The organism is Nocardioides sp. 616 (genome assembly GCF_002930065.1).
In the GTDB taxonomy this organism is placed as follows: domain Bacteria; phylum Actinomycetota; class Actinomycetes; order Propionibacteriales; family Nocardioidaceae; genus Nocardioides; species Nocardioides houyundeii.
The window spans coordinates 174,749-198,942 of the sequence record NZ_POAG01000018.1; the positions used below are offsets into that span (position 1 = coordinate 174,749).

A 24,194-nucleotide genomic window follows, 5' to 3' on the forward strand; every position below is an offset into this window, starting at 1 on the left:
CATCAGGCACCCCGCGGCTCACCGAGAGGCCGCGGGTTCACGCTAACCGGGACCGGCGGCCGCGTCCCGGGATTCGCCGTAACGAGATGATCTCGGTGCCGGCCCGGCCTCAGCGCTTGACGACTCGACCCACCAGGTCGACCCAGCCGGCGTGGACGCGGTCCACGAACTGCTCGTCGTGGACGATCTCCGCATCCAGGGCAGGGGTCTCCAGGGGCGCCATCAGAGCCACCGCGATCAGCGGGAGGTCGCCGGCGACCTCGAGCTCGCGCAGCAGGTAGCGCAGGTGCATCACCGCGAAGGCGTACGCCGGGTGGGAGCGACCGGCGAGCCCGCCGGAGGCCTGCCGGATCAGGTCGACGTGCGAGAGCGTGGTCTCCAGCCGGGAGCGGCCGAAGGCGACGAGCCGGTCCAGGGGATCCGCACCCGGCCCCAGGGGCGGCGGCCCGGAGAGCACCGAGGCCTGCCACACGGCCTCGGAGTGGTCCAGGACGGCGGCCATCAGTCCCTGGCGCGAGGAGAACCGCCGGAACACCGTGCCCTTGCCCACGCCTGCCTCGGCGGCTACCGCAGCCATGGTGACCGCGCGGATGCCGTCGCGGGCGATCAGCCGTTGGGCCGCCGTCATCAGCGCCGCCCGGTTCCGGGCGGCGTCGCTGCGCTCGCTTGGCGGGCCGGACAGCACCGGGAGGAGGTCGGAACGGGCGTCGGTCATCAGGGCCCACTGTAGGGAAGAGTGCGCGCCGGCTCAGGGAACAAACCGGACCGCGGTCCGCTTGACTCCCACGACGACCCATTTCCCCCACGATCATCAGGAGCCCACATGTCCCAGACCCGCGTCGCAGTCCTGCTCGGCAGCCTCCGCGCCGACTCCCTCAACCGCAAGCTGGCCGAGAAGCTGCGTGACCAGGCCCCGGACGAGGTCACCGTCGAGATCGTCGAAGGTCTGGACCAGCTGCCCTTCTACAACGAGGAGATCGACAACGGCTCCGCGCCTGAGGCCGCGGACCGGGTCCGCAAGCAGGTGGCGGCCGCCGACCGGGTCCTGGTGGTGACCCCCGAGTACAACGGCACGATGCCCGCGGTGCTCAACAACGCCATCGACTGGCTCTCCCGTCCCTACGGCCAGGGCTCGCTCTCGGCCAAGCCGTTCGCCGTGATCGGCACCACCCCCACCCCGTACGGCGGCAAGTGGGCGCACGCGGACGCCGCGCGCTCGGCCAACGTGGCCGGTGCGGTCGTGCTCGAGGAGGCCACCGTCTCCCAGCCCGGCATCGAGGTCGACGTGCTGGGCGACCCGGAGGTCTTCGGCCGGCTGCAGGACGCGCTGCTCAAGCTGGTCGACTACGAGGCCGTGCCCTCCTCGGCAGCCTGACTCGCCCGCGGCCGACACTGGCCGCAGTCCCGCGGTGCGGGCATCCTGGTCCCATGGCGTACGACGTGCACCTGGCGGAGCGGGTCCGCACCGCGGTCCGGCACCAGGGTGGTGTGAGCGAGAAGGCGATGTTCGGCGGCCTGCCTTCCTGGTCAACGGCATCATGGCCGTTGCCGCGGGGAGCCAGGCCGGCCGGACGACGCCGTACCTGGCGTCTCCGTGCCGCCGCAACTGCGCATGTGCACCCGTAGGGCGGCGTGGGGCGGCCGGAGCCGCCGTCCTCACCCCGGCAGGTCCGTCAGCGTGCGGAACTTGCGGTCCTGGTAGACCAGCGGCGCGTGCAGGCGGCGTACCACGTGGTCGACCTGGAGCACCAGCATCAGGTGGTCGCCCAGGACCGGCCGCTGCACCACCTGGCCGAGCAGGGTGGTCATCGCCTCGGTCACCACCGGTACGTCGGGGTGCTCGGGGTCGAGCGTGACGTGGGTGAACTTGTCGTCGGACTTTCCGGCGAAGATCCCCGCGACCGTGGCCTGGTCGTCGGCGAGCACGTTGATCGCCACCCGCTCGACCTGCGCGAAGACGCCGTAGGAGCGGGTGGTCTCGCCGACGAAGACCCCGACCAGCGGTGGCTCGGTGGAGATGTTGACGAAGCTGCTGGCCGTGAAGCCCACGGGTCGGCCCTGCCAGCAGGTGGTCACCAGCGTCACCGGGGCGGGGATGCGCGCGATGGCGCGACGCAGCTCGCCCGGGTCGAGCGTGAGGTCGTCCTCGACGGCGACGGCGACGTCGGTGGTGGTCACGAGCTGGGCCTCCGGTGCTCTCCAGCGGTCGGGTCGGCGAGCGGGGAGGTGGCGGGCAGCAGCCGGGCGTCGCCGCGGGGCTGCGCTCGTAGCTGGGCCAGCGCCGCCGCCGAGGCGGCCGCCTCGTCCGCTCCTCGACGCCGGGCGGGAGCCTGGCGCTCGTGGAGCTCGGCGACCAGCTCGGAGAACCGGCTCTCGGCTGCCGCCACGTCGACCCGCACCGCGGCCCGGTCGGCGATCACCCGCCGGCCGGCCACGAAGACGTCGGTGACGTCGGCGGCGCGGGCGGCCGTCAGCAGCTGGTTGGGTACGTCGTTCGCGGGACGGAACGCCGAGGACCCCAGGTCGAGCAGCGCCAGGTCGGCGGCGTGGTCGGGCGCCAGGCGACCGGTCTGGCTCCAGCCGCACGCGGCGGCGCCGCCCTCGGTCGCGGCGCTCAGCGTCTCCTCGACGCTCAGCCACCCGCCGGGCGAGCGCGAGCCGACCCGGGAGAGCAGCGCGGCCAGCCGGGCCGCGTCGAGCTGGTCGTAGGCGTCGGAGGAGTTGGCGCCGTCGGTGCCGACGGCCAGCCGGATCCCGGCGTCCAGCATCGCCCGGGTGTCGGCGACCCCCGAGCCCAGACGCAGGTTCGAGCCCGGCACGGTGACCGCCACCGCCCCGGCCTCGGCCAGCAGCGCCAGGTCCGCGGCGTCCACCCAGATCGCGTGCGCCACGGTGAGGTGGTGGTCGAGCACGCCCAGGTCGCCGAGCTCGGCGGTGATCGAGCGACCGAACCGGTCCTCGCCGCTGGCCGCCTGCGGCAGCGACTCCGCGAGGTGGGTGTGCAGCCGCAGCCCTTGCTCCCGGGCCAGTGCGTGCAGCCCGGTGATCAGCTCGGGGGTGCAGTGCGCGGGAATCGTGGGCGCCAGCGCCGGGCTGATCCCCGGCAGCGCCGGTGCGTACGTCGCCCAGTCCCGGCAGGCGGCCAGCACCAGGTCCGTCGACGGGGCGGTCGACGGGCGGGCCGGCGGCGGGCAGCATCCGCCGATCGCCGGGACCGCCGCATGCACCGAGCGGTCCGCGACCATCGGCGCGATCACCGCCCGCATCCCGGCGCCGTGGTAGCCGCCGGCCACTGCGGAGAGGCGCTCGAAGTCGGGCAGCCCGACCTGGGCGACCAGGTCGAACGCCCCGGTGCAGCCCGAGCGGAGCAGCTCGACGGCGGTCAGCGTGGCCGAGAGCTCGGCCAGCTCCAGGCCGCGTGCCCCGTCCAGCCCGGCCGCGAGCCAGGGGCCGTGCAGCAGCGAGGTCTCCAGCGTCCAGTCGCGGTTCACCCCACGGGCATGCCGGGTGTGGGAGTGGGTGTGGCCGTTGACCAGACCGGGGATCACCAGACGACCCGTGGCGTCGTGCCGCTCGGCGTCGACCTCGGCGAACGAGCCCGGCCCGGAGACCGACGCGATGCGTCCCTCGACGACCAGCAGGTCCAGGGGTTCGGGTCGCCACCGCGGACCGGTCAGCACCAGCCCGCCGGAGATCACCAGCCGCCTCATGAGGCTGTCCCGGTGCGGGTCGGCGCGGGGTGGGTCGCGGCCCAGTGCTCGGCGATCGCGGAGCGGGTCGTCACCCAGACCGCGGGGTGCGCGGCGACGTGGTCCAGGAACCGGGCCAGTCCCGCGGCCCGGGCCGGATGGCCGGTGAGTCGGGGATGGACCGAGACGACCATCATCGCCCCGCCCTCGGCGTACAGCACGTCGAAGGCGTCGCGCAGGTAGGTGAAGGCGTCGTCGCTGGTGGCCCACCATCCCTTGGCGTACTTGTTGTCGTTGTTGGAGAAGGTGTGCGGGACCACCAGGTGGTCGCGACCCGACACCCGGGTCCAGTAGGGCAGCTCGTCGTCGTAGGCGTCGGAGTCGTAGCTGAACCCGCCATGCTCCAGCAGCAGTTGCCGGGTCCGCAGCGAGGGCCCGTAGCGGCAGTACCAGCCGGTCGGCGCGGCGCCCCAGGTCGTGCGGAACGACGCGGTGGCCGCCGCCAGCTCGGCGCGCTCGGCGTCCTCGGTGAGCAGGTAGTGCTTGGTGAAGCGGTGCCCGTGGCCGAGCAGGTCCCAGCCAGCCTCCCGGGCCGCGGCGGCGATCTGGGGGTTGCGCTCCAACGCCACCGCGCACGCCGACGCCGTCGCCGGCATGCCGCGCTCGGTGAGCAGCCGCAGCACGCGCCAGAACCCGACGCGGCTGCCGTAGGCCATCATCGACTCCGCGGCCAGGTCCCGCCCCGGTACGTCGGCCCCGGCGGTCCCCGCGTCGGTCAGCGGCGACTCGCTGCGGCTCGCCCCGTCGGGCACCGAGTCCTCCGCGCCCTCCTCGATGTTGACCGCGATGTTGAGCGCCAACCGGGCCCCGCCGGGCCACTGCGGGGCGGGCCGGTCCCGGCCGTAGCCGACCAGGTCTCGGTCGGCGGCGGTCCTCACGGCCGCCCCAGGTCGACGAGCTCGGGGACGTCGAAGGCCTGGTAGGCGTCGAAGAACTGCGCCCGGTCCTCGAGGAACAGCGACCGCGACAGCGCCTCGGCGAGACGGCGGCCCCCGGCGCCGAGCCCGGAGTTCATGTTGCCGTTGAGCCCCATCGAGAGCCGGGCGCCGTAGGTGAAGTCGTGCACCCGGGACAGCCACGGGGCGGCGCCCGGCTGGGCCTCGGTGAAGCCGAAGTCGCCGTCCAGGTAGGGGTAGCCCAGCAGGGCGGGGTCCTCCCAGTCCGCGGGCGGGGTGAACCGGTCCGACCACCGGGCCGCGTGCGGCGCAAGCGCGGCCAGCTCGGGCCGGGTGGCCAGGTCGACGGTGGGGCCGATGCCGCTGATCAGCGCGTCGAAGCGGAACTGGCCGGCGCCGGAGTCCACGACGATGTCCGCCTCGGGTCCCGGGCCGTCGAGCCGCACGCCCTTCCAGTCGGCGCCGGTGTGCCAGGCGAAGGTGTCGTGGGTGGTGCAGCGGTACCAGGTCTGCTGCGGCGGCGGCTGGTTGATCCGCTGGAACTGCACGGTGAACTTCCACTTGTCCTCGTCGGGGAGGTCGGGGAAGTGGGCGCCGAAGGCGTAGAACTCCATCCACCGGAACGGGTTGACCCGCGGCACCTCGTGCCGCCGGTAGAACAGGTCCACCGAGGCGGCCCCGTGCTCCAGCGCGGAGGCGGCGTAGTCGAACGCTGAGGCGCCCCCGCCGAGCACCCCGACCCGCTGGCCGGCGAACCGGGAGAAGTCGACCGGGGCACCGGTGTGGAGGTAGCGCTCGGCCGGCACGTGGTCGCTGATCAGCCGGGGCACTCCCCACTGACCGTTGCCGGCCAGGCCGGTGGCCAGCACCACCCGCCGGGCGTACGTCGTACCGCCGGTGTGGCGGACGGCCAGGACGCCGTCGCCCGCAGGTTCGATGGCAGGTTCGATGGCGGTCACCTCGACGCCGTTGCGCACGTCCGGCGCGGTCACCGCGCGGAACCAGCCCAGGTAGTCCTGCCAGTGCTCCTTGGGGATGTGGGTCAGCGCCTCCCACGCCGCGTCGCCGTGCGCCGCGCGGTACCAGGCCTCCGGGGTCAGCGCCGGCACGCCCTGGTCGGGACCGGTCAGCGTCTTGGGGGTGCGCAGCGTGTGCATCGCCGCGTACGTCGTCCAGGGACCTTCGCTGCCCGCGGGCGCGGCCTCCAGGATGCGGGTGTTGGTGATGGCGCGGCGCTTGAGGGCGAACGCCAGCGTGAGCCCGGCCTGCCCGCCGCCCACGATCAGCACGTCCACCACCGGCTCCCCCTGGTGGTGGCGCGCGCGGACCCACTCCGGGCGCGGGTAGGCCGTCAGCTCCAGCTGGCGGGCGACCTGGGTCTCGAGCTCGGGCAGGTTCATCGCGACTCCTGGGCGGTGGGGGACTGGGCGGTGAGCGTGTCGTGCAGCAGCCGGGCCGCGGCGAGCAGCTCCTCGTCGCGGCCGGCGAAGCCGAGCAGCTGGACGCCCTGCGGCAGGCCCTCCACGCTCAGCCACGGCGCGGAGAGGGCGGGCACCCCGAGCAGGGACGAGGTCGCCGGCATCCGGCGGCAGCCGGTGCTGGCCAGCCCCGGCGGAGCCGGAGCGGTCGTGGCCGGCGCGATCACCAGGTCGACGTGCTCGGCCAGGTCGGCGTACTGGCGCTGCAGCCACGAGCGGACCGCGAGGGCCTGGGCCAGACCGGCGGCGCCGATCCGGGCGGCGTGCGAGACCATCTCGCCGAGCCGCGGGTCGGGCTCGCCGGCAGCGACATAGCCAGCCAGGGTGGGGGCGCTCTCGGCGGCGAAGATGTCGAAGCAGGTCCGCCCCGACCCCCGGACCGCCTGGTCGAAGGCGCGCAGCGGGTCCTGGTCGACCAGGTCGATCCCGGCCACCCCGTCCAGGCTGCGCACCAGCCCGTCCACCCCGGCGACGGTCGCCGGGTGGGTGAGGCCGCCGTCGTCGAGGTGCAGCCGCCCGATCCGCAGCCCTGGGGCCGCCCCGACCGGTCGCCAGTCGCCCAGCACCGGGAGCACCCGCTCGAGGTCCCCGAGCGACGCGGCGATCACCCCGAGGTCGTCGAGGGTGTCGGCGAGCAGGTGCATCCCGCCGCGGGGCAGGCGCAGGTGGGTGGGCTTGAAGCCCCACACCCCGCAGTACGACGCCGGGCGCAGGGTGGAGGCCTGGCTCTGACTGGCCAGCGCCACCGGCACGATCCCGGCGCCCACGGCGGCCGCGGAGCCCGCCGAGCTGCCGCCGGGGGTGTGCGAGCGGCGCTGCGGGTTGGCGGTCACCGTGGTGGTGCCGCAGGCGAACGGGGTGCTGGTGGTGATGCCCAGCACCCGGGCCCCGGCAGCCCGGAGCCGGGCCACCGCCTCGGCGTCGCCGGTCGGCACCCGGTCGCCGAACAGCGGGGACCCGAGGCCGACCGGCATCCCGGCGACGTCGATGATCTCCTTGACCGCGATCGGCATCCCGGCCAGCGGCCCGGCTCCTGGGTGGATGGCGGCCTCCAGCACCGGCGGCTCGACGTGGGTGAAGGCGCGCAGCCAGGGCTCGCGCTCGGCGAGCAGCCGCGACGCCTCGGTGAGGTGGTCGCGGGCGTTGCCGGTCCACGGCCGCGGGACCGGCGGCGGCGGTGGCCGGAAGCCGCGGAAGATCATGACGCGGCTCCGTGAGCCGGCGCCGGGACCTGGGCGGTGTACCAGTCGTGGATCTCCCCGGAGGTGACCGCCCGCACGTCGCCCTCGGCCGCGGCGGCGCAGATCGCGGCGATGATCTGCTCCACCTCGCCGATCCGGTGCGCGGTGCCCATGATGTGGGGGTGCAGCCCGACCGGCATCACCAGCGGGTTGTCGCTCGCCTCGCGGCGGTGCCGGGCCAGGGTGCGCACGGTGCGGTCGGCCAGGGCGCCGTCGGCCTGGAGACCCACCTGGTAGGTGGTGACGTCGTTGAGGGTCAGCGTGTAGGGCAGTCCCAGGACCGGTCCGGCGTCGCTGGTCAGCCACAGGGGCCGGTCGTCGATCATCCAGTCGTGGTTGAAGACCAGCCCGGCCCGCGCCAGGTGGGCGAGCGAGTCGTCGCTCTGGTTCATCCCAGGGCTCAGCCACCCCCGGGGCGCGCCGAACCGGTCGGCGATCCGGGACACGGCCGCGGCGACCACGGCCGCCTCGTTGTCGTAGGACTGGATGCTCTGCTGCCGCACCCCGTGCGCCACCACCTCCCACCCCAGGTCGGCGACCAGGTCCGCGATCTGCGGGTAGTGGTCGATCACGTCGGCGTTGAGGGCCACGGTGACCGCCCGGCCCAGCGGCGCCAGGGCCGCGGCGAGCCGGGGTAGCCCGGCCCGCAGCCCGTAGAGCACCCACGAGTGGTTGGCCACGTCCGGGACCACCGTCAGGCCGTGCGGTGCCGGCAGTGCGGCCCGGGGCATCGGTCGGTCCAGCGTCCAGTGCTCGAGGTTGAGCACCACGTTGACCAGCACCGTGGCGCCGGCGAGCGGGGTGAGCCGCGGACCGTCGCCGGAGAGCGCGAACGGCGCCGGGGCCCGGCGCTCGGCCGGGCTCATGACGGCACCGCCGCCGCCAGGTCGAGCAGCAGCTCGTCGTCCCCGGGCAACCCCAGCAACGAGACGCCCACGGGGGCCGAGGTGCCGGTCCCGTAGTCGGTCACCCGGCCCGCGGGCAGCGTCAGCTGCGGGGCGCCGGCCAACGAGGCCGGCACCACCAGCGGCAGGTTGCGGTCCCGGTAGTCCATCAGCGACGCGTGGCTGCTGGTGCGCAGCGGCGCCGGGGCGATCGTGGTGGGCAGCACCGCCACCTCCTCCAGGAGCAGGGACTCCAGGCGCTGGACCAGCCGGACGCGGCCGGACTCCGCGGCCTTCACCTCGGCGTCGGTGACCGTCCCGGCCACCCGGATCCGGTCCGCGATGCCCTCGCCGAGCGTGGGGTCGGCCTCGCGCAGCCAGGTGCCGTTGGTGTGCCACAGCTCCCGGCTCATCAGGGGCCAGAAGACCGAGAGCAGCTTCGGGGCGCGCATCCCCGCGGGCAGCGAGTCGTCCAGCAGCGGCAACCCCACCAGCTGCAGCCCGGTCGCCTCGGCCAGCCGGACCGCGGTGCGCATGGTGGCGGTCGCCACCTCCGGGGCCGCCAGGTCGAGCAGGTCGGTGAGCAGCGCCAGCCGTCGTACGCCGCGTGGCGCTCGGGGGGCGGCGACGAGCGCGCCGAAGGCCGCACCCACGGTGCCCACCTCGCGTGCCAAAAGCCCGACGGTGTCGAAGCGCGGGGCCATCGGGCGCAGCCCGGTGGTGTCGATGCGGCCGTGGGTGGGGCGCAGGCCGACGAGTCCGCAGAAGGCGCCCGGCACCCGGATCGAGCCGCCGGTGTCGGTGCCGAGGCCGAGGTCGGCCAGCCCGGCCGCCACCGCGCTCGCCGACCCGCTCGAGGAGCCGCCCGGCACCCGGTCCGGTGCGGCCGGGTTGGGCGGGGTGCCGTAGTGGGTGTTGGCGCCGAACATGCCCATGGCCAGCTCGTCGGTGGCGGTCTTGCCCACCACCGTGGCGCCGGCCCGGAGCAGCCGGGCGACGGCCTCGGCGTGGGTGCTCGCGGGGGCGCCGGCGGCCAGCGTGGGGTTGCCGGCGGCGGTCACCCGCCCCGCGACGTCGAAGAGGTCCTTGACCGCGACGGTGACCCCGTCCAGCGGGCCCGCACCCGTGGGGCCCACGACCAGCTCGCCGTCGGGGGCCAGCATCCCGGGTGGCAGCAGGCTCATCGCTCGGTCGCGTCGTAGGAGCCGAGGAACTCCTCCACCAGCGCCTCCGCCTCGGCGAACGGGTAGTGCCGGTGGGCGTACATCTTCACCACCGGGGCGGCGCCGGAGTAGAACCGCTCGTACTGCACGTGCCGGCCCGCGAACTCCGAGCCGACCAGGTCCCAGGCCAGCTTGAAGAGCTTGACGCGCTCCACCACCGGCAGGTGGTCGGAGCCCATCAGCAGGTCCATCGAGGCGCTCGACTCGGGGTCGTCGAGGTCCAGCACCGAGCTGGGCACCTGGATCACCCCGCCGCCCACCAGCTCGCCGAGCATCCGCACCGCCCGGGGGTAGACCTCGGTCTGCATGCCGAGCGCGGCGTACAGGTACTTCCCGGCCGGCCGGATGACGCCCTGGTCGTCGGCGGTGGCGAAGGCGTGCGCGGACTCGGTCAGCGACTCCGAGACCGTCTGGATGGTCGCCAGGTCGGCGAGCTGCATCTTGATCGCCAGGTCCGAGTCGCGGCCGTTGGCCTGGGCGACCTTGGCGGCCACCCCGGTCAGGAAGCGCAGCTTGGCGGTGAGCCGGATGATCGACTGCAGGTTGCCGATCTGGTGGGCGGCGGTGCCGAAGAACTGGCGGTTGACCACCTCGACGCTGCCCGCGGCGAACACCCGGTCCCACGGCACCAGCACCCGGTCGAAGACGACCATGGCGTCGGACTCGTCGAGCCGGTTGCTCAGCGGGTAGTCGAACCGCGACCCGCTGGTGGCGTAGGGCCGGCGGCAGATCAGACGCAGGCCGGGTGCGTTGACCGGCACCACGAAGGAGAGCGCCTTCTCCGGCTCGGTCGGCGCCAGCGGGCGGACGCTGGTCACGAAGATCTCGTCGGCCACCGCGGCGCCGGTGCCGAGCATCTGGGCGCCGGAGACCACGATCCCCTCGGACGTCTTCTCCACCAGGTGCACCGGGGTGACCCGGCTGGTCGGGTCGTTGGGGTTGGCCTGCGGCGGGACGATCGAGTTGGTGATCCACAGCCCGCGCGCGGCTGCGTAGTCGTGGAAGGCGACCACCGTCGCGCCGTGCTGGTGCTTGTCGGTGTCGAAGACGCCCGGGTTGCCGGCGAAGCCGGCCAGCAGGCCGGAGACGTGGTCGGGGCCACGACCGATGAAGCCGTGCGACATCCGGTTCCACGCCTCCAGCGCGACCTTGCGCAGGTCGTGCTGGGCGCGGGTGCGCGGGACGGTGAACAGCGCCAGCCGCCCGGTCTCCGGGTCGACCAGGGGTGACCCGGGCACGGCTGCAGCGTCGTACATCGCGGCCATGGTCTCCGCGACGCCGCGGAAGGCGGGGTGGCCGGCGACGTCGGTGACCCGCTCGCCGTCGACCCGCACGTCGCGGCCGTCCGAGAGGGCGGCGAGGTAGTCGGCGCCGGTGCGCAGCCGGGTGCCGGTGAGGTCGGGGGTGGGGGAGGTGATGGTCATCTGCGGCTCCTCAGCTCGTCAGCACGCGGTGGTCGCCGGGACCGCGGAAGAGGTCCTCGGGGGTGAAGGGGGTGGTGATCAGCCCGTCGGCCAGGCAGTAGTCGATGGCGCGGGCGAGCATCGCGGAGTTGGCGCGGAGTCCGCTGGCCCAGAAGTCGGCCCCCAGCAGCCGCTCGGCGTCCAGCAGGTCGTCGAGCTGCCAGGGCAGCAGGGTGTCGAGCGCGGCCGCGTCGGCCAGGTCGGAGCGGGCCAGCTCCACCGATTGCGTGAACGCCTGGTGCAGCGCCCACGGCAGCTCGGGGTGCTGCTCGGCCAGGGGTCGTTTGACGACCAGCACGTGCATGGCCGGGAAGATCCCGGTGCTGCGGTAGTAGGCGCGCTCCGCCTCGCGTGCGTCGGGAAGGAGTCGGCGTACGCCGCCGTCGGGCCAGGTGGAGGGCGCGCGGGCGGTCATCAGCGCGTCGATCTCGCCGGCTGCCAGGAGCTCGGCCAGCCCGGCGTCGGTGCGGTGCTCGAAGCGGAAGCCGGGCGGGTAGAGCTGCGGGTGCTCGTCGCCGCTGCGCGGACCCTCCAGCCCGCCGATGACGTACGTCGGCGCGTGCCGGTCCAGCCCGAAGTGGTCGTGCAGGATGCCGCGCAGCCACATGCCCGCGGCCATGTCGAAGACCGAGATGCCGATCCGCCGCCCGGCCAGGTCCGCCGGCGTCCGCACGTCGCTCTTCTCGCTGGCGAAGAGCGAGGAGAGCCGGAAGTGCCGCGATGGGAAGACCGGGACCGCCAGGTAGGGCCGCTCAGGCCGCTCCAGGCTGCGCAGGTAGGTGGCCAGCGGGAACTCGGCCACGTCGAAGGTGTGCTCGGCGAGCTGGTGGTTGAACAGCTCCTGGACGCCCATCAGGGTGATGTCGGCCTCGACGCCGGGGATGGCGACGCGTCCGGCGGCCAGGGGCCGGGTGCGAGCGGTGTCGGAGAGTCCGAGGGTGAGCCTCATGGGCGTGCCTTCTTCCGGTCGAGGGTGCCGTCGATGCGGCCCTGCAGCTCGGCGGCGAAGCGGGCGTCGAGCTCCCACTCGATGGAGATCAGCTGGGCGATGCCCTGCTCGACCTCGGCGGGGATCCCGGCGGCGTTGTTGACCACCACCACCGGCTCGCCGACCAGCAGGGCCGGGTCCTCGACGTCGGTGGCGAGACCGTCGATCTGGCCGGGGAAGTACTGCCCGACCAGCGACTTCATCCAGTCCACGCCACGGGGGTGCGGGGCCACCACGACCAGCCGGTCCAGGTCCCGCAGGGCGATCAGCCGGCGCAGCGCAGAGGGTGCGGCCACCAGGTTGAGGTCGAGCACCCGATCGAGGTCGCGGACCGCCCCGGCGACGTCGTTGAGGTGGAAGATGGGGACCGCGACGGCGTCGAACTCCTCGTCGAGCACCCGGTCGCCGATCTCGCAGAGAAGCACCGGCTGCACCTCGACGTTGCTGGCCTGCTGCACGGCCTCGGTGACCTTGCGCAGGTCCCGCTCGTTGCACTCCACCACCGCGATCCGCGGCATCGCGTCGACGCGGTCCAGGCTGCGCTCCACCAGCTGTCGCAGCTCGGCGGCGGAGACCCCGAGGCGGCGGGCCCGCTGCAGCAGCTCCTCCAGGTGCCCGGTGACCACCTGTGCGGCGTCGACCGGGGCCTCGGTGTGCTCCAGCACGAAGGTGCCGCGACGCGGCACCGTGCGCACCCGGCCGCCGGCGGCGAGCCGGCCGATCGCGCGGTCCACGGTGGAGGAGTTGGAGCCGAGCTCCTCGGCCAGCGCCCGGCACGACGGCAGCTTGGAGCCGGCCGGGTAGGCGCCGGCCAGCACCCGGTCGAGCAGCACCCGGTGCAGGTCGTCCACGGTCGGGGCCAGCTCGAAGCCGGTGACCAGCGGGGCGCTCACCGGCCCGCCGCCTCGGAGCGGGTGGCGCCGGGGGTGGCCGTCCCGGGTCGCGGCTGCCCGGCCAGTGCGGAGAGGTGGCCCAGCCCGGCGCGGGTCACCAGCTCGGCAGTCACCGGGCGGGACTCCCGCGCCACCTCGCGCGGGTCCACGTTCACCACCTCGAAGTCGGCGACGCTGAGCCGGCCGTCGACCCAGACCTCCTTGACCTCGCGGGACCCGGCGACGAACACCACCGCCTGGTAGGGGTCGTGCACCGAGGCCAGGGTGGGGCCGGTGCCGTCGAGCACCACCACGTCGGCGAGCTTGCCCACCTCCAGGGAGCCGATCCGGTCCTCCATCCGCAGCGCGCGGGCGCCGCCGATGGTGGCGATCTCGAACGCCTCCCGGGCGGTCATGGCGGTGGCCTGCTGGTCGCGGACCCGGGCCAGGATCGCCCCGGTCTTGATGGCCTGGAGGAAGTCCTGGGCGTCGTTGGAGGCCGCTCCGTCGACGCCGAAGCCGACGTCGATGCCGAGCTGGCGCATCTCGGCCACCGGGGCGATCCCGCTGGCCAGGATCCCGTTGGCCAGCGGGTTGTGGGCCACGCCGACCCGGTGCTCGGCCATCAGGGCGCGGTCGTTGCGGTCCACCCAGACGCAGTGCGCGGCCAGGGTCGGTGCGGCGAAGAGTCCTTCGTGGGCACAGTGCTCGACGGTGGTGCGGCCGTGGGCGGTCCGCATCGCGGTGACCTCCTCGCGCACCTCCTGCAGGTGGACGTGGACGCCGTGGCCACCGTCGACGGCGTAGCCGATGCTGCGGCCGAACATCTCCTCGCTCTGCCCCGGCACGGCGCCGATGCCCACCCGGAAGGTGGAGAGCCGGCTGGCGGCTGCGGCCTCCCGCAGCGCCTCGTGCTCGGCGAACTGGGCCGCGATGTCGCGCCCGCCGCGGTCGCCGGCCCCGAAGGAGACGACACCGCGCAGCCCGAGCTGGTCCAGGGCGTGCACCACCGCGGGGGTGACGGGGCCCTCGGGACGCGGGTCGGTGACGAACATGTCGTTGGCGGTGGTGATGCCGCTGCGCAGCATCTGGATCCCCGAGACCAGGGTGCCGAGCCTGGCGACCCGGGCGTCGGTGTGTGGCTTGACCTGCTCGATCAGCGCGTGCAGCCACTCGAAGAGGGTGAAGTGGCTGGCGATCCCGGTGAGCAGCCCTTCGGAGAAGTGGCCGTGGGTGTTGACGAAGCCGGGCAGCACCAGGTCGTGGGCGGAGCCCCGCACGTCGGCGTCGGGGTGGGCGGCCCGCAGGTCGGTCCAACGGCCGACCGCCACGATCTCGTTGCCGCGGATCGCGACCGCACCGTCGCGCACCGGCTCGGGCGCCATCACCCAGGCGCCGCGCAGCAGGGTGACGCGCTCCTCGGACGCGGCGCTCACGCGGGCCCGCCGTTGGCGTAGTCGTAGGCGTCGGCCTGAGGGGCGGCCAGCTCGGCGTACAGCTCGGGGCGGCGGGCCCGCAGCAGCCCGGGGATGGAGTCGAACGTCTTGGGCTCGACCATCGAGTCGTCGTTGTCGCGGAGCCAGCGCAGCCGTGCCAGGTCCAGGTCGGCGCAGACCAGCTCGCGGCGGCCGGCGTGCACCAGGGGGTGCTCGGGGCCGGTGATCATCGCCGCGCCCTGCTCCTCGCCCCAGAGGTTGTTGGTGAGCGCGACGTAGCAGACGTTCTCGATCGCCCTGGCCTGGTTGATCACCTGCCAGTTGCGGGTCAGGCTGGTGAAGCCGCCGCCGGCGGGGGAGAGGATCACCTCGGCGCCGCGCAGCGCCACGATCCGGGCCACCTCGGGGGTCCACATCTCCGAGCAGACCACGATGCCCAGGCGCAGCCCGTCGACCTCGAAGAGGCCGAACACCTCGCCCGGTGAGGTGATGAAGCCGTCCTCGGTCGCCGGGATGGTGGCGGGGTGGGTGCGCTCGTAGCGCAGCACCGTCTCCCCGGTCCGGCCCACGACGTAGACCACCAGCCGGAAGAGCCCGTCCGGGCACTCCTCGGTGCGGCTCCACACCACGTTCAGCCCGCCGTCCTTCGCGGCCTGGGCCATCGCGGGACCGGCGTCGTAGAAGGCGTCACCGGCGCGGACCGGGCCGGGGCTGAACTCCGGGAAGAGCACCAGGTCGGCGCCCTCGGCGGCGGCCCGCGCGACCAGCCCGACCGCGTGCTCGACGTTCGGGCTGCCGTCCTCGCCGGCGATCCGCCGGGGCTGGGCGATCGCCAGGCGGTACGTCGTACCTGCCGGTGCGTCGTCCGGACGGAGGGCGGCGGGGGGAGTCGTGGTCATGCGTCGGACACGTCCTCGAAGGTCTCGGTGCCAGCCCTGGGGGCCGGTCGGGAGGCCGAGACTAGGCAGCGAATCGGGCCGGACAGCCGGGGTTCACAGGCTGTTTACAAGGCCCCGACGAGACTTCTCGCGCCTGTTACAAACGTCGGGACAGGGGGACAGAAATCGGTAAAACCGCAGGTCAGAGGGCATTTTGCGGTTCGGGACCCAGGGTCTACGTTGTGCGCCATGACCCGTGCCGCCCGCCTCGTGGCCCTGCCTGCCGTGACTGCTGCCGTGATGCTCCCGTGATGGCCGTCGTACGGCGCTGGAGCCTGCTGGCGGTGGCTGTCGCGGCAGCCTGCGCGGCGTTCTGGCTGGTGCGCCTGCCGACCCCGTTCCTCTTCGGTGGGCTGGTCGGAGCGCTGGTCTACGCCCTGGCCCGTCCGGCGCGGCCGCTGTCGCTGCCGGGGCGCTGGTTCACCGGCGGGCAGGCCGTGGTGGGCGCGGTGGTCGGTGCGGCGGTGGACTGGCGGAGCCTGGTGGCCCTGGGGCCGACCTGGGTGCTGGTGGTCGCGGTCTCCTGCTTCTCCCTGGCCGTGAGCGTCCTCGCCGGCCAGCTGCTCGTGCGGCACCGGGTGAGCCGGGCCACCGCCACCTTCTCCTCCATCGCCGGCGGTGCCGCGGGCCTCACCGCGCTGGCCGAGGAGCTCGGTGCCGACGCCCGGGTGGTGGCGGTCCTGCAGTACCTGCGCCTGCTCGTGGTGCTGGTGACGATGCCCGTGGTGGTGTTCCTCGTCTTCGGTGGCGAGGACTCCGGCGCCACCACGGCCCTGGAGGCGGTCACCGGCCACACCCTGCTGCGCGACTTCTCCTACGCCGCCGCGGCGATCGGACTGGGGCTGCTCGCCGGAACCTGGCTGCGGCTGCCCTCGGGGGCGATCCTGGGTCCGCTGCTGGTTGCGGCGCTGCTCGCGCTGGCGCCCTGGTGGTCCGGTGCCGAGGTGCCGCCGGTGGTGGTGGCGGTGGGCTACCTGTGCATCGGGGTCCAGGTCGGCCTCAAGTTCACCGTGGCCAGCCTGCGCGCCATCGGGGCGATGGTGCCCACCGCCCTGCTGACGATCGCGCTGACCCTCCTCGCCTGCGCGGGTCTCGCCGCGGTGCTGACCCTGGCCACCGACCAGACCCCGCTGGAGGCCTACCTGGCCACCACGCCCGGGGGGATCTACGCCGTGATGGGGACCGCCGCCGCGACCGGCAGCGACGTCACCTTCGTGGCCGCCGCGCAGGTGCTGCGACTGTTGATCGTGCTGGCCAGCGCCCCCTTCGTCGCGGCCTACTTGAAGCGCTTCTCCGACGCCTCCGACGACGACGACGACCAGCGACTGGCGGGCTGACCGCGGCGACCGGCGACTACTGTGACGGCCATGAGTGCCCGCCTGCGTCGCGCCGACCCCGCCGCCGTCGCCGAGGCGCTGTCGCACCCCGACCGGTCCGCGCCCGAGCTCAAGCTCCTCACCAAGCACTTCCTCGCCGTGCTCTCGGAGCAGGCGCCGGGGGCCTCGGTGGAGGTCCGCGTCCCGCCGTACGCCGCCGCGCAGGTGATCCCCGGGGTGCGCCACACCCGCGGCACCCCGCCCGCGGTGGTGGAGATGGACGGCGCGACCTGGGTGGCGCTGGCCACCGGCGAGCTCAGCTGGGGCGAGGCCGAGTCCCGCGGCGTGGTCCGGGCCAGCGGGCAGCGGGCCGACCTCAGCCCCTACCTGCCACTGCGTCAGGATTGAGGACATGACCCCCGTGACGTCGCTCGCCCTGCGCACCGACCTGAGCCTGCTGACCCGGTCCGGGAGCACCGTCGAGGACTACGGCACCCACCTCGTGGTGCGGACCCCGGACAACCCGACGTACTACTGGGGCAACTTCCTGGCGCTCCGATCGCTCCCCTTCCCCGGTGGTGCGCGGGAGGTGATGGCCGCCTGCGACGCGGAGTTCCCCACCTCGCGGCACCGGGCCATCACCTTCGACCTCACCGGCTCGGTCGACGCGGGTGAGTTCGTGGCGGCCGGGATGACCGCCTCGGACACCGTGGCCATGTCCGCGACCTCGCTGGTGCCGCCGGCCCGACCCAACGCCGAGGTCGAGCTGCGCCCGTTCGCCTCCGACGAGGACTGGGAGCAGCGCGTCGCGCTGGCCCTGGCGGTCCACGAGGGCAGCGCCTCGCACGAGGCCTTCACCCGCGGCCGGGTCGCCGCCGAGCGGGCCCTGGAGGCCCAGGGGCTCGGCCAGCGCTGGGGTGCGTTCCTCGACGGTCGGCTGGTGTCCACGGCGGCGCTGTTCACCCTCGAGGACGGCCTCGCGCGCTACCAGTCGGTGGAGACCCTTCCCGACGTACGCCGCCAAGGGCTCGCGGGCTCGCTGGTGCACCGGCTCGGCGAGCACGGGCTGGCCCAGCCCGGGGTCCGCCGGCTGGTGATCGTGGCCGACGCGGACCAGGATCCCGCCCGCCTCTACACCGCGCTGGGGTTCGCCGAGAGCGAGCGGGTCACCGAGCTGCTCCAGGTGCTGTGAGCGTCGTCTAAAGTCGGAGCATGAGTGCTGAGCTGCGTGCCAAGGTGGCTGAGGTCCTGCCCGGGATCCGCCGCGACCTCGAGGACCTCGTCCGCATCCAGTCCGTGAGCGCCGACCCCGCCCGGGCCTCCGAGGTGGAGCGCAGCGCCGAAGCCGTCAAGGCGCTGTTCGCCGACGCCGGCTGCTTCGCGCGCATCACCCGCGTCGCCGGCGGCCCCCCTGCCGTGCTCGCCCACAAGGCCGGCCCCGAGGGCGCCCCCACGGTCCTCCTGTACGCCCACCACGACGTGCAGCCCGAGAACGACCACGCCGACTGGGACTCCCCGCCGTGGGAGCCGACCGAGCGCGACGGCCGGCTCTACGGCCGCGGTGCCGCCGACGACAAGGCCGGCATCGTGGCCCACCTGGCCGCGCTGCGGATCTTCGGCGACGACCTGCCCGTCAACGTCGTCATCTTCATCGAGGGCGAGGAGGAGGTCGGCTCGGAGACCCTGGTGCCGCTGCTGCACCAGCACGCCGACGAGCTCTCCGCCGACGTCATCGTGATCGCCGACTCCGGCAACTGGGACATCGGCGTGCCCGCCCTGACCACCAGCCTGCGGGGCCTGGTCCGGGCCGACATCGAGGTGCGCACCCTGACCCACGCCGTGCACTCCGGCATGTGGGGCGGGCTGGCGCCCGACTCCCTCATCGCCCTCTCCCGGGTGATCGCGAGCCTGCACGACGATGCCGGCGACGTCGCGGTCGCCGGACTGCACTCCGGTCCCGCCGCCGACGTGGACTACCCCGAGGAGCGGCTCCGTGCCGAGTCCGGCGCGGTGCCCGGCATCGAGTGGCTCGGCACCGGCTCCGCTGTCGAGCGGCTGTGGACCAAGCCCGCCCTGAGCATCACCGGCTTGGACGCCCCCGCCGTGGAGGGCGCCAGCAACACCCTGGTCCCCGCCGCCCGCGCCCGGATCAGCATGCGGATCGCCCCGGGCGACACCACCGCCAACGCCGTCGAGTGCCTGCGCCGCCACGTCGAGCAGCACGTCCCGTGGGGCGCCGAGCTGACCTTCACGGTCGTCGACACCGGGGAGGCCACCCAGATCGACGCCACCGGACCGGCGTACGACGCGGCCCGCGAAGCGTTCACCGAGGCCTGGGACGGCACCGCCCCGGTCGACATGGGCGTCGGCGGCTCGATCCCCTTCATCGCCGAGTTCCTCAACACCTTCCCCGAGGCCAGCGTGCTGGTCACCGGAGTCGAGGACCCCGACACCCGCGCCCACGGCGCCAACGAGGGCCTGCACCTGGCCGAGTTCGAGCGGGTGGTGCTGGCGGAGGCACTGATGCTCGCCCGCCTCGCGGGGGCTGCTGGTTCACCCGCCTGAGCGGGGATCCCTGCGCTTAGAGGGGCATGCATGCCCCACTAACCCGAGGGAACCCCCTCGAACCCCGCCGTACGACGACCGCGAGCCCGCGTCAGTCGGCGCGCGGCAGGCTGACGGTGAAGGTGGTGCCCACTCCGAGCGTGGAGCCGAAGGAGATGCGGCCCCGATGTCGTTCCACGATCCGCTGCACGATGGTCAGTCCCAGCCCGGTGCCGGGGAGGGCCACGGCGGCGGGGTTGGTGGAGCGGAAGAACTCCTGGAAGAGCTGGGCCTGGTCGCCTTCGGAGATGCCGAGCCCGGTGTCGGAGACCCGCAGCTCGACGTCCTTGGCGCGGGTCTCCAGCGAGATGGTCACGGTGCCGCCGTCGGGGGTGTACTTGGCGGCGTTGCTGATCAGGTTGGCGCAGACCCGGTCCAGACCGGACTCCTCGCCCAGCACGAACAGCGGCCCGGGGGGCGCCTCCACGACGACCTTGAGCTCCTTGCGCTCCAGGGTGACGCGCAGCAGGTCCAGCACCTCGGCGATCACCGCGGAGAGGTCGACGGGGACGGGCTTGAACTCGATGTGCGGGTCGCCGACCCGGGCCAGGACCAGGAGGTCGTCGATGAGTCGCTGCATCCGGACCGCGCCCCGCTCCATCGAGGAGATGGAGTTGCGCACCGAGCCGGTCAGGTCGGGCACCGACTCGAGCATCTCGACGTGACCCAGGATCGAGGTCAGCGGGTTCTTCAGCTCGTGGGAGATGGTGGCGATGAGCCGGCTCTTGTAGCCGTCGAGCTCGCGCAGCTCGTCGACCAGACGTCGTTCGCGCTCGAAGGTGCGGGCGTTGATCAGCGCCCGGCCGAGGTCGTGGCCGATGTCCATCGCGGCCTGCTTCTCGATGGGGCTCCAGTCGAGGTTGCCGCCGCGGCGGGTGAGCACCAGGTTGCCCAGGCACTCCGGCCCGGCACCCAGCGGCACGAACAGCATCGAGGTGACGTCGATGCTCTTCATGAAGCTGGTGATCTCCTGCTCCTGGTCGACCGTCATCACGCCGAGCTCGGGGATCGTGTCGTTGAGCACGGTGACGTCCTGGGCGCGCCACAGCATCCGGGCGGAGTTGCGGGCGATGATCCGAAGGTCCTCGGGCAGGGCGATCTCGGCCCCGGCGGAGTTGTAGATCGCGCCGCTGCCCTCGCCGTCCTCGTCGAAGGTCTGGATCCACATGCCGATGGCCTTGAAGCCGACGGTCAGGGCCTCCTGGCAGACCTCGATGATCCGGTCCATGGACAGCTCGGAGCTGACCTCGCGCACGATCATCCGGGCCGCCTCGGCCAACCGCACCTGCTCGGCCAGCTCGGTGCGTTCGAGCGCGGCGAGGAGCGCCCGGCGGGTCTGCTGGACGAAGCGCTGGAGGTCCTGACGCTTCTGGGGGTTGGGGCGTCGGCGGTCCAGCGGGACGTCGACGCTGAGCAGGCCGCGAAGCCGACCATCGTCGTCGTAGATCGGGGCCAGCAGCAGGTCGAGCGGGTGCCACATCTCGGGGTCGTCGCTCGGCTCGAGGTCGGGCACCCAGCCCAGCCGGTCGATGTCCAGGTCCATCCGCTCGTGCGGGATGAAACGCAGGTCGCCCCAGTGCTCGGCGGTGGAGATCTCGCGCTCGATCTCGGCCACGGGGGTGCGGTGGCCCAAGAGCTGTTCGCGACACTCGTCGCTGCCTGCGACGGCGATCATCTCCAGGGAGCGGTCGTCGTCGCGCGCCACACTGATCGCCGCCACCTCGAATCCCACCAGGTCCGTGACGCCGGATGCGATGTTGTTCAAAGTGTCGACGAACACAGCCTCGGTGTGCGGCTCTGTCATCCTGGGTCGTTCCCCCCGTGGTTGCGCCCGAGTCTCGCTTGCGCTGTTGACGGCTCATCGTAGGCGGGGCCACCCACCCAGACCGGGGAATCGCTGTCATTGCCCTGTCGAGTGCCGCACGCCACTGCCGTCCGAGTCCGGCATTGCAGCAGGTACCCCGCTGCCCGGCGCCGTACACTTGCCGGGTGGCCCAGTCCAGCATCTCCCGCAAGAGCGGCGACGGCCGTCTCACTGCTGCCCTCGACCCTCATGACCAAGGACCCCAGGACGCCTGCGGCGTCTTCGGCGTGTGGGCCCCCGGCGAGGACGTCGCCAAGCTCACTTACTACGGGATCTACGCCCTGCAGCACCGTGGTCAGGAGTCGGCGGGGATCGCGGTCAGCAACGGCCGCCAGATCCTGGTCTACAAGGACATGGGACTGGTCTCACAGGTCTTCGACGAGTCGACGCTCGGTTCCCTCAAGGGACACCTCGCGATCGGCCACGCCAGGTATTCCACCACCGGGGCGAGCACCTGGCACAATGCCCAGCCGACGTTCCACCCCACCGAGAGCGGCTCCATCGCGCTGGCCCACAACGGCAACCTGACCAACACCGCCGAGCTCGCCAAGCTGGTCGAGGACAGCGCGCTCGAGGGACTCCTCGACGTGCGGGTCCCGGTCTCCACCAACGACACCAGCGTGGTCACCGCGCTGCTCGCGCACCACCCCGACACCACGGTCGAGGAGCGCGCCCTCGAGCTGCTCCCGCAGGTCAAGGGCGCCTTCTCCTTCGTGTGGATGGACGAGCACACCCTGTACGCCGCCCGCGACCCCCAGGGCGTCCGGCCGCTGGTGCTGGGTCGCCTCGAGCGCGGCTGGGTCGTCGCCTCGGAGACCGCCGCGCTGGACATCGTGGGGGCCTCCTTCATCCGGGAGGTGGAGCCGGGCGAGCTGATCGCGGTCGACGAGAGCGGGCTGCGCACCCGCCGCTTCGCCGACGCCGCGCCCAAGCACTGCCTGTTCGAGTTCGTCTACCTGGCCCGTCCCGACACGCTGATGAACGACCAGCGGGTGCACAGCGTGCGGGTCGAGATCGGCCGCCGGCTGGCGCGCGAGTTCCCCGCCGAGGCCGACCTGGTGATGCCCGTGCCGGAGTCCGGCACCCCGGCCGCCATCGGGTACGCCGAGGAGTCGGGCATCGCGTACGGCGTGGGCCTGGTCAAGAACTCCTACGTCGGGCGGACGTTCATCCAGCCCTCCCAGACCATCCGCCAGCTCGGAATCCGGCTCAAGCTCAACCCGCTGCGCGACGTGATCGAGGGCAAGCGGCTGGTGGTGGTCGACGACTCCATCGTGCGCGGCAACACCCAGCGGGCGCTCATCCGGATGCTGCGAGAGGCGGGCGCCAAGGAGATCCACGTGCGCATCTCCTCCCCGCCGGTGAAGTGGCCGTGCTTCTACGGCATCGACTTCGCCACCCGGGCCGAGCTGGTCGCCAACGGCCTCACGATCGAGGAGATCCGCCGCTCCATCGACGCCGACTCGCTCGGCTACATCGACATCGACGAGCTCGTCGAGGCGACCACGGTGCCGCGGCAGAACCTGTGCCGCGCCTGCTTCGACGGGGAGTACCCGATCCCGCTGCCCGATCCGGTGCTGGCCGGCCAGGGCCTGGTGGACGGCGGAGCCGACGGGGGAGCGGCCTGCGGGTCGTTCGAGACCGCGGGCCCGGGCGACGTGGACGGGCTCACCGTCTCCCTCACCAGCGCCGGGGCGGTCGACGCCCTCGGCCGTCCCTGACCAGCGCCACCTCGGCGACACCGACACCGCCCTGCCGACGTACCGATGACGCACCGGGAGCACTCGTGACCGAACACACTGGCAACGCCTACGCCGAGGCGGGTGTCTCCATCGAGGCCGCCGACCGGGCCATCGACCTGATGAAGGCCTGGGTCGAGAAGGCCCGGCGCCCGGAGATGATCGGCGGCCTCGGCGGCTTCGCCGGCCTCTTCGACGCCAGCGCGCTGCTGTCCTACAAGCGACCGCTGCTGGCAACCTCCACCGACGGCGTCGGCACCAAGGTGGCGATCGCCCAGGCGATGGACGTGCACGACACGATCGGCTACGACCTGGTCGGCATGGTCGTCGACGACCTGGTGGTCTGCGGTGCCGAGCCGCTGTTCATGACCGACTACATCGCCTGCGGCCGGGTCGTCCCCGAGCGCATCGCCGCGATCGTGAAGGGCATCGCCGAGGCCTGCGTGGAGGCCGGCTGCGCCCTGGTCGGCGGGGAGACCGCCGAGCACCCCGGCCTGCTGCACCCCGACGAGTACGACGTCGCGGGGGCGACCACCGGGGTGGTCGAGGCCGACCAGCTGCTCGGTCCCGGCCGGGTGCGGCCCGGCGACGTGGTGATCGCGATGGAGGCCTCGGGACTGCACTCCAACGGCTACTCACTGGTGCGGCACGTGCTGCTCAACACCGCCGGCTGGGCGCTGGACCGGGACGTGCCCGAGCTGGGTCGCGCGCTGGGGGAGGAGCTGCTGGTGCCGACCCGCATCTACACCAAGGCCTGCCTGGACCTGGCTCGCAGCACCCGGACGCACGCGATGTCCCACGTCACCGGCGGTGGGCTGGCGGCCAACCTGGAGCGGGTGCTGCCCGAGGAGCTGACGGTCGGCATCGACCGTGCGAGCTGGACGCCCCAGCCGATATTCGACCTGGTGCGCCAGGTCGGGGACGTGCCGCAGCTCGACCTGGAGGCGACGCTGAACTGCGGCGTCGGCATGGTCTCGCTCACCGCGCCCGAGGACGTGGACGCCGCCATCGCCCTGCTCGCGGGGTACGGCGTACGGGCCTGGGTGGCCGGTGAGGTCAGCGCCGCCGGCGCGTCCGAGGACGCCGGACGCGTGCGGTTGCGCGGCCAGCATCCCGGTTGGTGAGCCGCCGGTTTTGCGCTGGCAGCGAATTTCGCACACAAGTGTGCGGAAACTACGACTCCGGTGTGGGGGAACAGCCGAGGACCGGGTAGCGTTGCCCCCACGAGAAGTCAGATCAGAGACCGGGAGCCACGGCGCACGCGCCAAGAGCCCCGGCCAAGCGTGCGAGGGGGTCGGACCTTATGGGGCGCGGCCGAGCTAAGGCGAAGCAGACCAAGGTCGCTCGCGACCTGAAGTACCGGACTCACGAGACGGACTTCGGGGCGCTGGCACAAGAGCTGCATGGCCAACCGGAACGAAGCAGTACCCAGCCAGACGAGTCGTCGAGTGATCTCGACGAGTGGTCTGACTACTCAGAGCCCCGCCGCGACTGAACCGGGGT

General features: G+C 73.2%; 22 protein-coding genes. 8 read left to right on the forward strand and 14 right to left on the reverse strand.

The features are described from left to right. Positions 1-109 precede the first annotated feature (109 nt). Positions 110-715 carry a TetR/AcrR family transcriptional regulator gene (locus C5H89_RS10710; protein ID WP_104107015.1) on the reverse strand — a complete coding sequence of 202 codons (606 nt, stop codon included), beginning with the start codon at positions 713-715 and terminating at the stop codon, positions 110-112. A 108-nt stretch (positions 716-823) separates the two neighbouring features. Here C5H89_RS10710 and C5H89_RS10715 point away from each other — a divergent pair, with 108 nt between their 5' ends. After that, complete coding sequence (locus C5H89_RS10715) at positions 824-1,375, forward strand: NAD(P)H-dependent oxidoreductase (protein WP_104107016.1); 552 nt, start codon at positions 824-826, stop codon at positions 1,373-1,375. Between the two features lie 281 nt (positions 1,376-1,656). On the opposite strand, the gene C5H89_RS10720 is transcribed toward C5H89_RS10715, so the two are convergent. From C5H89_RS10720 to C5H89_RS10775, 12 genes are read right to left on the reverse strand one after another with little or no spacing between them, the layout of a single operon-like run. Then, positions 1,657-2,178: a flavin reductase family protein gene (locus C5H89_RS10720; protein ID WP_104107017.1), complete on the reverse strand. Its 522-nt coding sequence runs from the start codon at positions 2,176-2,178 to the stop codon at positions 1,657-1,659. Further along, on the reverse strand, positions 2,175-3,710 hold the full coding sequence (locus C5H89_RS10725) for an amidohydrolase family protein (protein WP_104107018.1): 1,536 nt from the start codon (positions 3,708-3,710) through the stop codon (positions 2,175-2,177). The genes C5H89_RS10720 and C5H89_RS10725 overlap by 4 nt, the downstream gene beginning before the upstream one ends. Next, positions 3,707-4,627, reverse strand: coding sequence for a polysaccharide deacetylase family protein (locus C5H89_RS10730; RefSeq protein ID WP_104107019.1), 921 nt, complete (start codon positions 4,625-4,627; stop codon positions 3,707-3,709). Before C5H89_RS10730 ends, C5H89_RS10725 begins: the two co-directional genes overlap by 4 nt. Then, positions 4,624-6,045: an NAD(P)/FAD-dependent oxidoreductase gene (locus C5H89_RS10735; protein ID WP_104107020.1), complete on the reverse strand. Its 1,422-nt coding sequence runs from the start codon at positions 6,043-6,045 to the stop codon at positions 4,624-4,626. Before C5H89_RS10735 ends, C5H89_RS10730 begins: the two co-directional genes overlap by 4 nt. Next, on the reverse strand, positions 6,042-7,325 hold the full coding sequence (locus C5H89_RS10740; protein WP_104107021.1) for an amidase: 1,284 nt from the start codon (positions 7,323-7,325) through the stop codon (positions 6,042-6,044). Before C5H89_RS10740 ends, C5H89_RS10735 begins: the two co-directional genes overlap by 4 nt. Next, a complete protein-coding gene (locus C5H89_RS10745; protein ID WP_104107022.1) occupies positions 7,322-8,230 on the reverse strand; it encodes a hypothetical protein in 909 nt (302 codons plus the stop codon). Before C5H89_RS10745 ends, C5H89_RS10740 begins: the two co-directional genes overlap by 4 nt. Continuing rightward, a complete protein-coding gene (locus tag C5H89_RS10750) occupies positions 8,227-9,432 on the reverse strand; it encodes an amidase family protein (RefSeq protein WP_104107023.1) in 1,206 nt (401 codons plus the stop codon). Before C5H89_RS10750 ends, C5H89_RS10745 begins: the two co-directional genes overlap by 4 nt. Then, positions 9,429-10,895, reverse strand: coding sequence for a 4-hydroxyphenylacetate 3-hydroxylase N-terminal domain-containing protein (locus tag C5H89_RS10755; protein WP_104107024.1), 1,467 nt, complete (start codon positions 10,893-10,895; stop codon positions 9,429-9,431). Before C5H89_RS10755 ends, C5H89_RS10750 begins: the two co-directional genes overlap by 4 nt. A gap of 10 nt (positions 10,896-10,905) precedes the next feature. Then, positions 10,906-11,883, reverse strand: a complete 978-nt coding sequence (locus C5H89_RS10760; RefSeq protein WP_104107025.1) for a 4,5-dihydroxyphthalate decarboxylase — start codon at positions 11,881-11,883, stop codon at positions 10,906-10,908. Next, the gene (locus tag C5H89_RS10765; RefSeq protein WP_104107026.1) at positions 11,880-12,815 is read right to left on the reverse strand and encodes a GntR family transcriptional regulator; all 936 of its coding nucleotides are present in this window, start codon (positions 12,813-12,815) and stop codon (positions 11,880-11,882) included. Before C5H89_RS10765 ends, C5H89_RS10760 begins: the two co-directional genes overlap by 4 nt. Further along, positions 12,812-14,230, reverse strand: a complete 1,419-nt coding sequence (locus C5H89_RS10770; RefSeq protein ID WP_240181806.1) for an amidohydrolase family protein — start codon at positions 14,228-14,230, stop codon at positions 12,812-12,814. The genes C5H89_RS10765 and C5H89_RS10770 overlap by 4 nt, the downstream gene beginning before the upstream one ends. Then, positions 14,227-15,129, reverse strand: coding sequence for a carbon-nitrogen hydrolase family protein (locus C5H89_RS10775; RefSeq protein WP_104107027.1), 903 nt, complete (start codon positions 15,127-15,129; stop codon positions 14,227-14,229). The genes C5H89_RS10770 and C5H89_RS10775 overlap by 4 nt, the downstream gene beginning before the upstream one ends. A 290-nt stretch (positions 15,130-15,419) precedes the next feature. Here C5H89_RS10775 and C5H89_RS10780 point away from each other — a divergent pair, with 290 nt between their 5' ends. Genes C5H89_RS10780 through C5H89_RS10795 form a run of 4 tightly spaced genes read left to right on the forward strand, consistent with a single transcriptional unit; the run spans position 15,420 to position 19,049 of the window. After that, positions 15,420-16,505 (forward strand): AbrB family transcriptional regulator, encoded by a 1,086-nt coding sequence (locus C5H89_RS10780; RefSeq protein ID WP_104107123.1) that lies wholly within the window; start codon positions 15,420-15,422, stop codon positions 16,503-16,505. A 30-nt stretch (positions 16,506-16,535) separates the two neighbouring features. After that, positions 16,536-16,892 carry a sterol carrier family protein gene (locus C5H89_RS10785; protein ID WP_104107028.1) on the forward strand — a complete coding sequence of 119 codons (357 nt, stop codon included), beginning with the start codon at positions 16,536-16,538 and terminating at the stop codon, positions 16,890-16,892. A 4-nt stretch (positions 16,893-16,896) separates the two neighbouring features. Beyond that, positions 16,897-17,676 carry a GNAT family N-acetyltransferase gene (locus tag C5H89_RS10790; RefSeq protein WP_104107029.1) on the forward strand — a complete coding sequence of 260 codons (780 nt, stop codon included), beginning with the start codon at positions 16,897-16,899 and terminating at the stop codon, positions 17,674-17,676. 20 nt (positions 17,677-17,696) lie between these two features. Next, on the forward strand, positions 17,697-19,049 hold the full coding sequence (locus tag C5H89_RS10795; RefSeq protein WP_104107030.1) for a dipeptidase: 1,353 nt from the start codon (positions 17,697-17,699) through the stop codon (positions 19,047-19,049). Positions 19,050-19,140: 91 nt separating this feature from the next. On the opposite strand, the gene C5H89_RS10800 is transcribed toward C5H89_RS10795, so the two are convergent. Beyond that, the gene (locus C5H89_RS10800; RefSeq protein WP_104107031.1) at positions 19,141-20,892 is read right to left on the reverse strand and encodes a GAF domain-containing sensor histidine kinase; all 1,752 of its coding nucleotides are present in this window, start codon (positions 20,890-20,892) and stop codon (positions 19,141-19,143) included. 185 nt (positions 20,893-21,077) lie between these two features. Between C5H89_RS10800 and purF the strand changes: the two genes are divergently transcribed. The 3 genes from purF (at position 21,078) to C5H89_RS10815 (ending at position 24,186) form a co-directional block, all read left to right on the forward strand. Next, positions 21,078-22,673, forward strand: coding sequence for an amidophosphoribosyltransferase (purF, locus tag C5H89_RS10805; RefSeq protein ID WP_240181807.1), 1,596 nt, complete (start codon positions 21,078-21,080; stop codon positions 22,671-22,673). 65 nt (positions 22,674-22,738) lie between these two features. Next, entirely contained in the window at positions 22,739-23,815 is a 1,077-nt protein-coding gene (gene purM / locus C5H89_RS10810; RefSeq protein WP_104107032.1) for a phosphoribosylformylglycinamidine cyclo-ligase, read from the forward strand. A gap of 179 nt (positions 23,816-23,994) precedes the next feature. After that, positions 23,995-24,186: a DUF3073 domain-containing protein gene (locus C5H89_RS10815; RefSeq protein WP_101523382.1), complete on the forward strand. Its 192-nt coding sequence runs from the start codon at positions 23,995-23,997 to the stop codon at positions 24,184-24,186. Positions 24,187-24,194 lie beyond the last annotated feature (8 nt).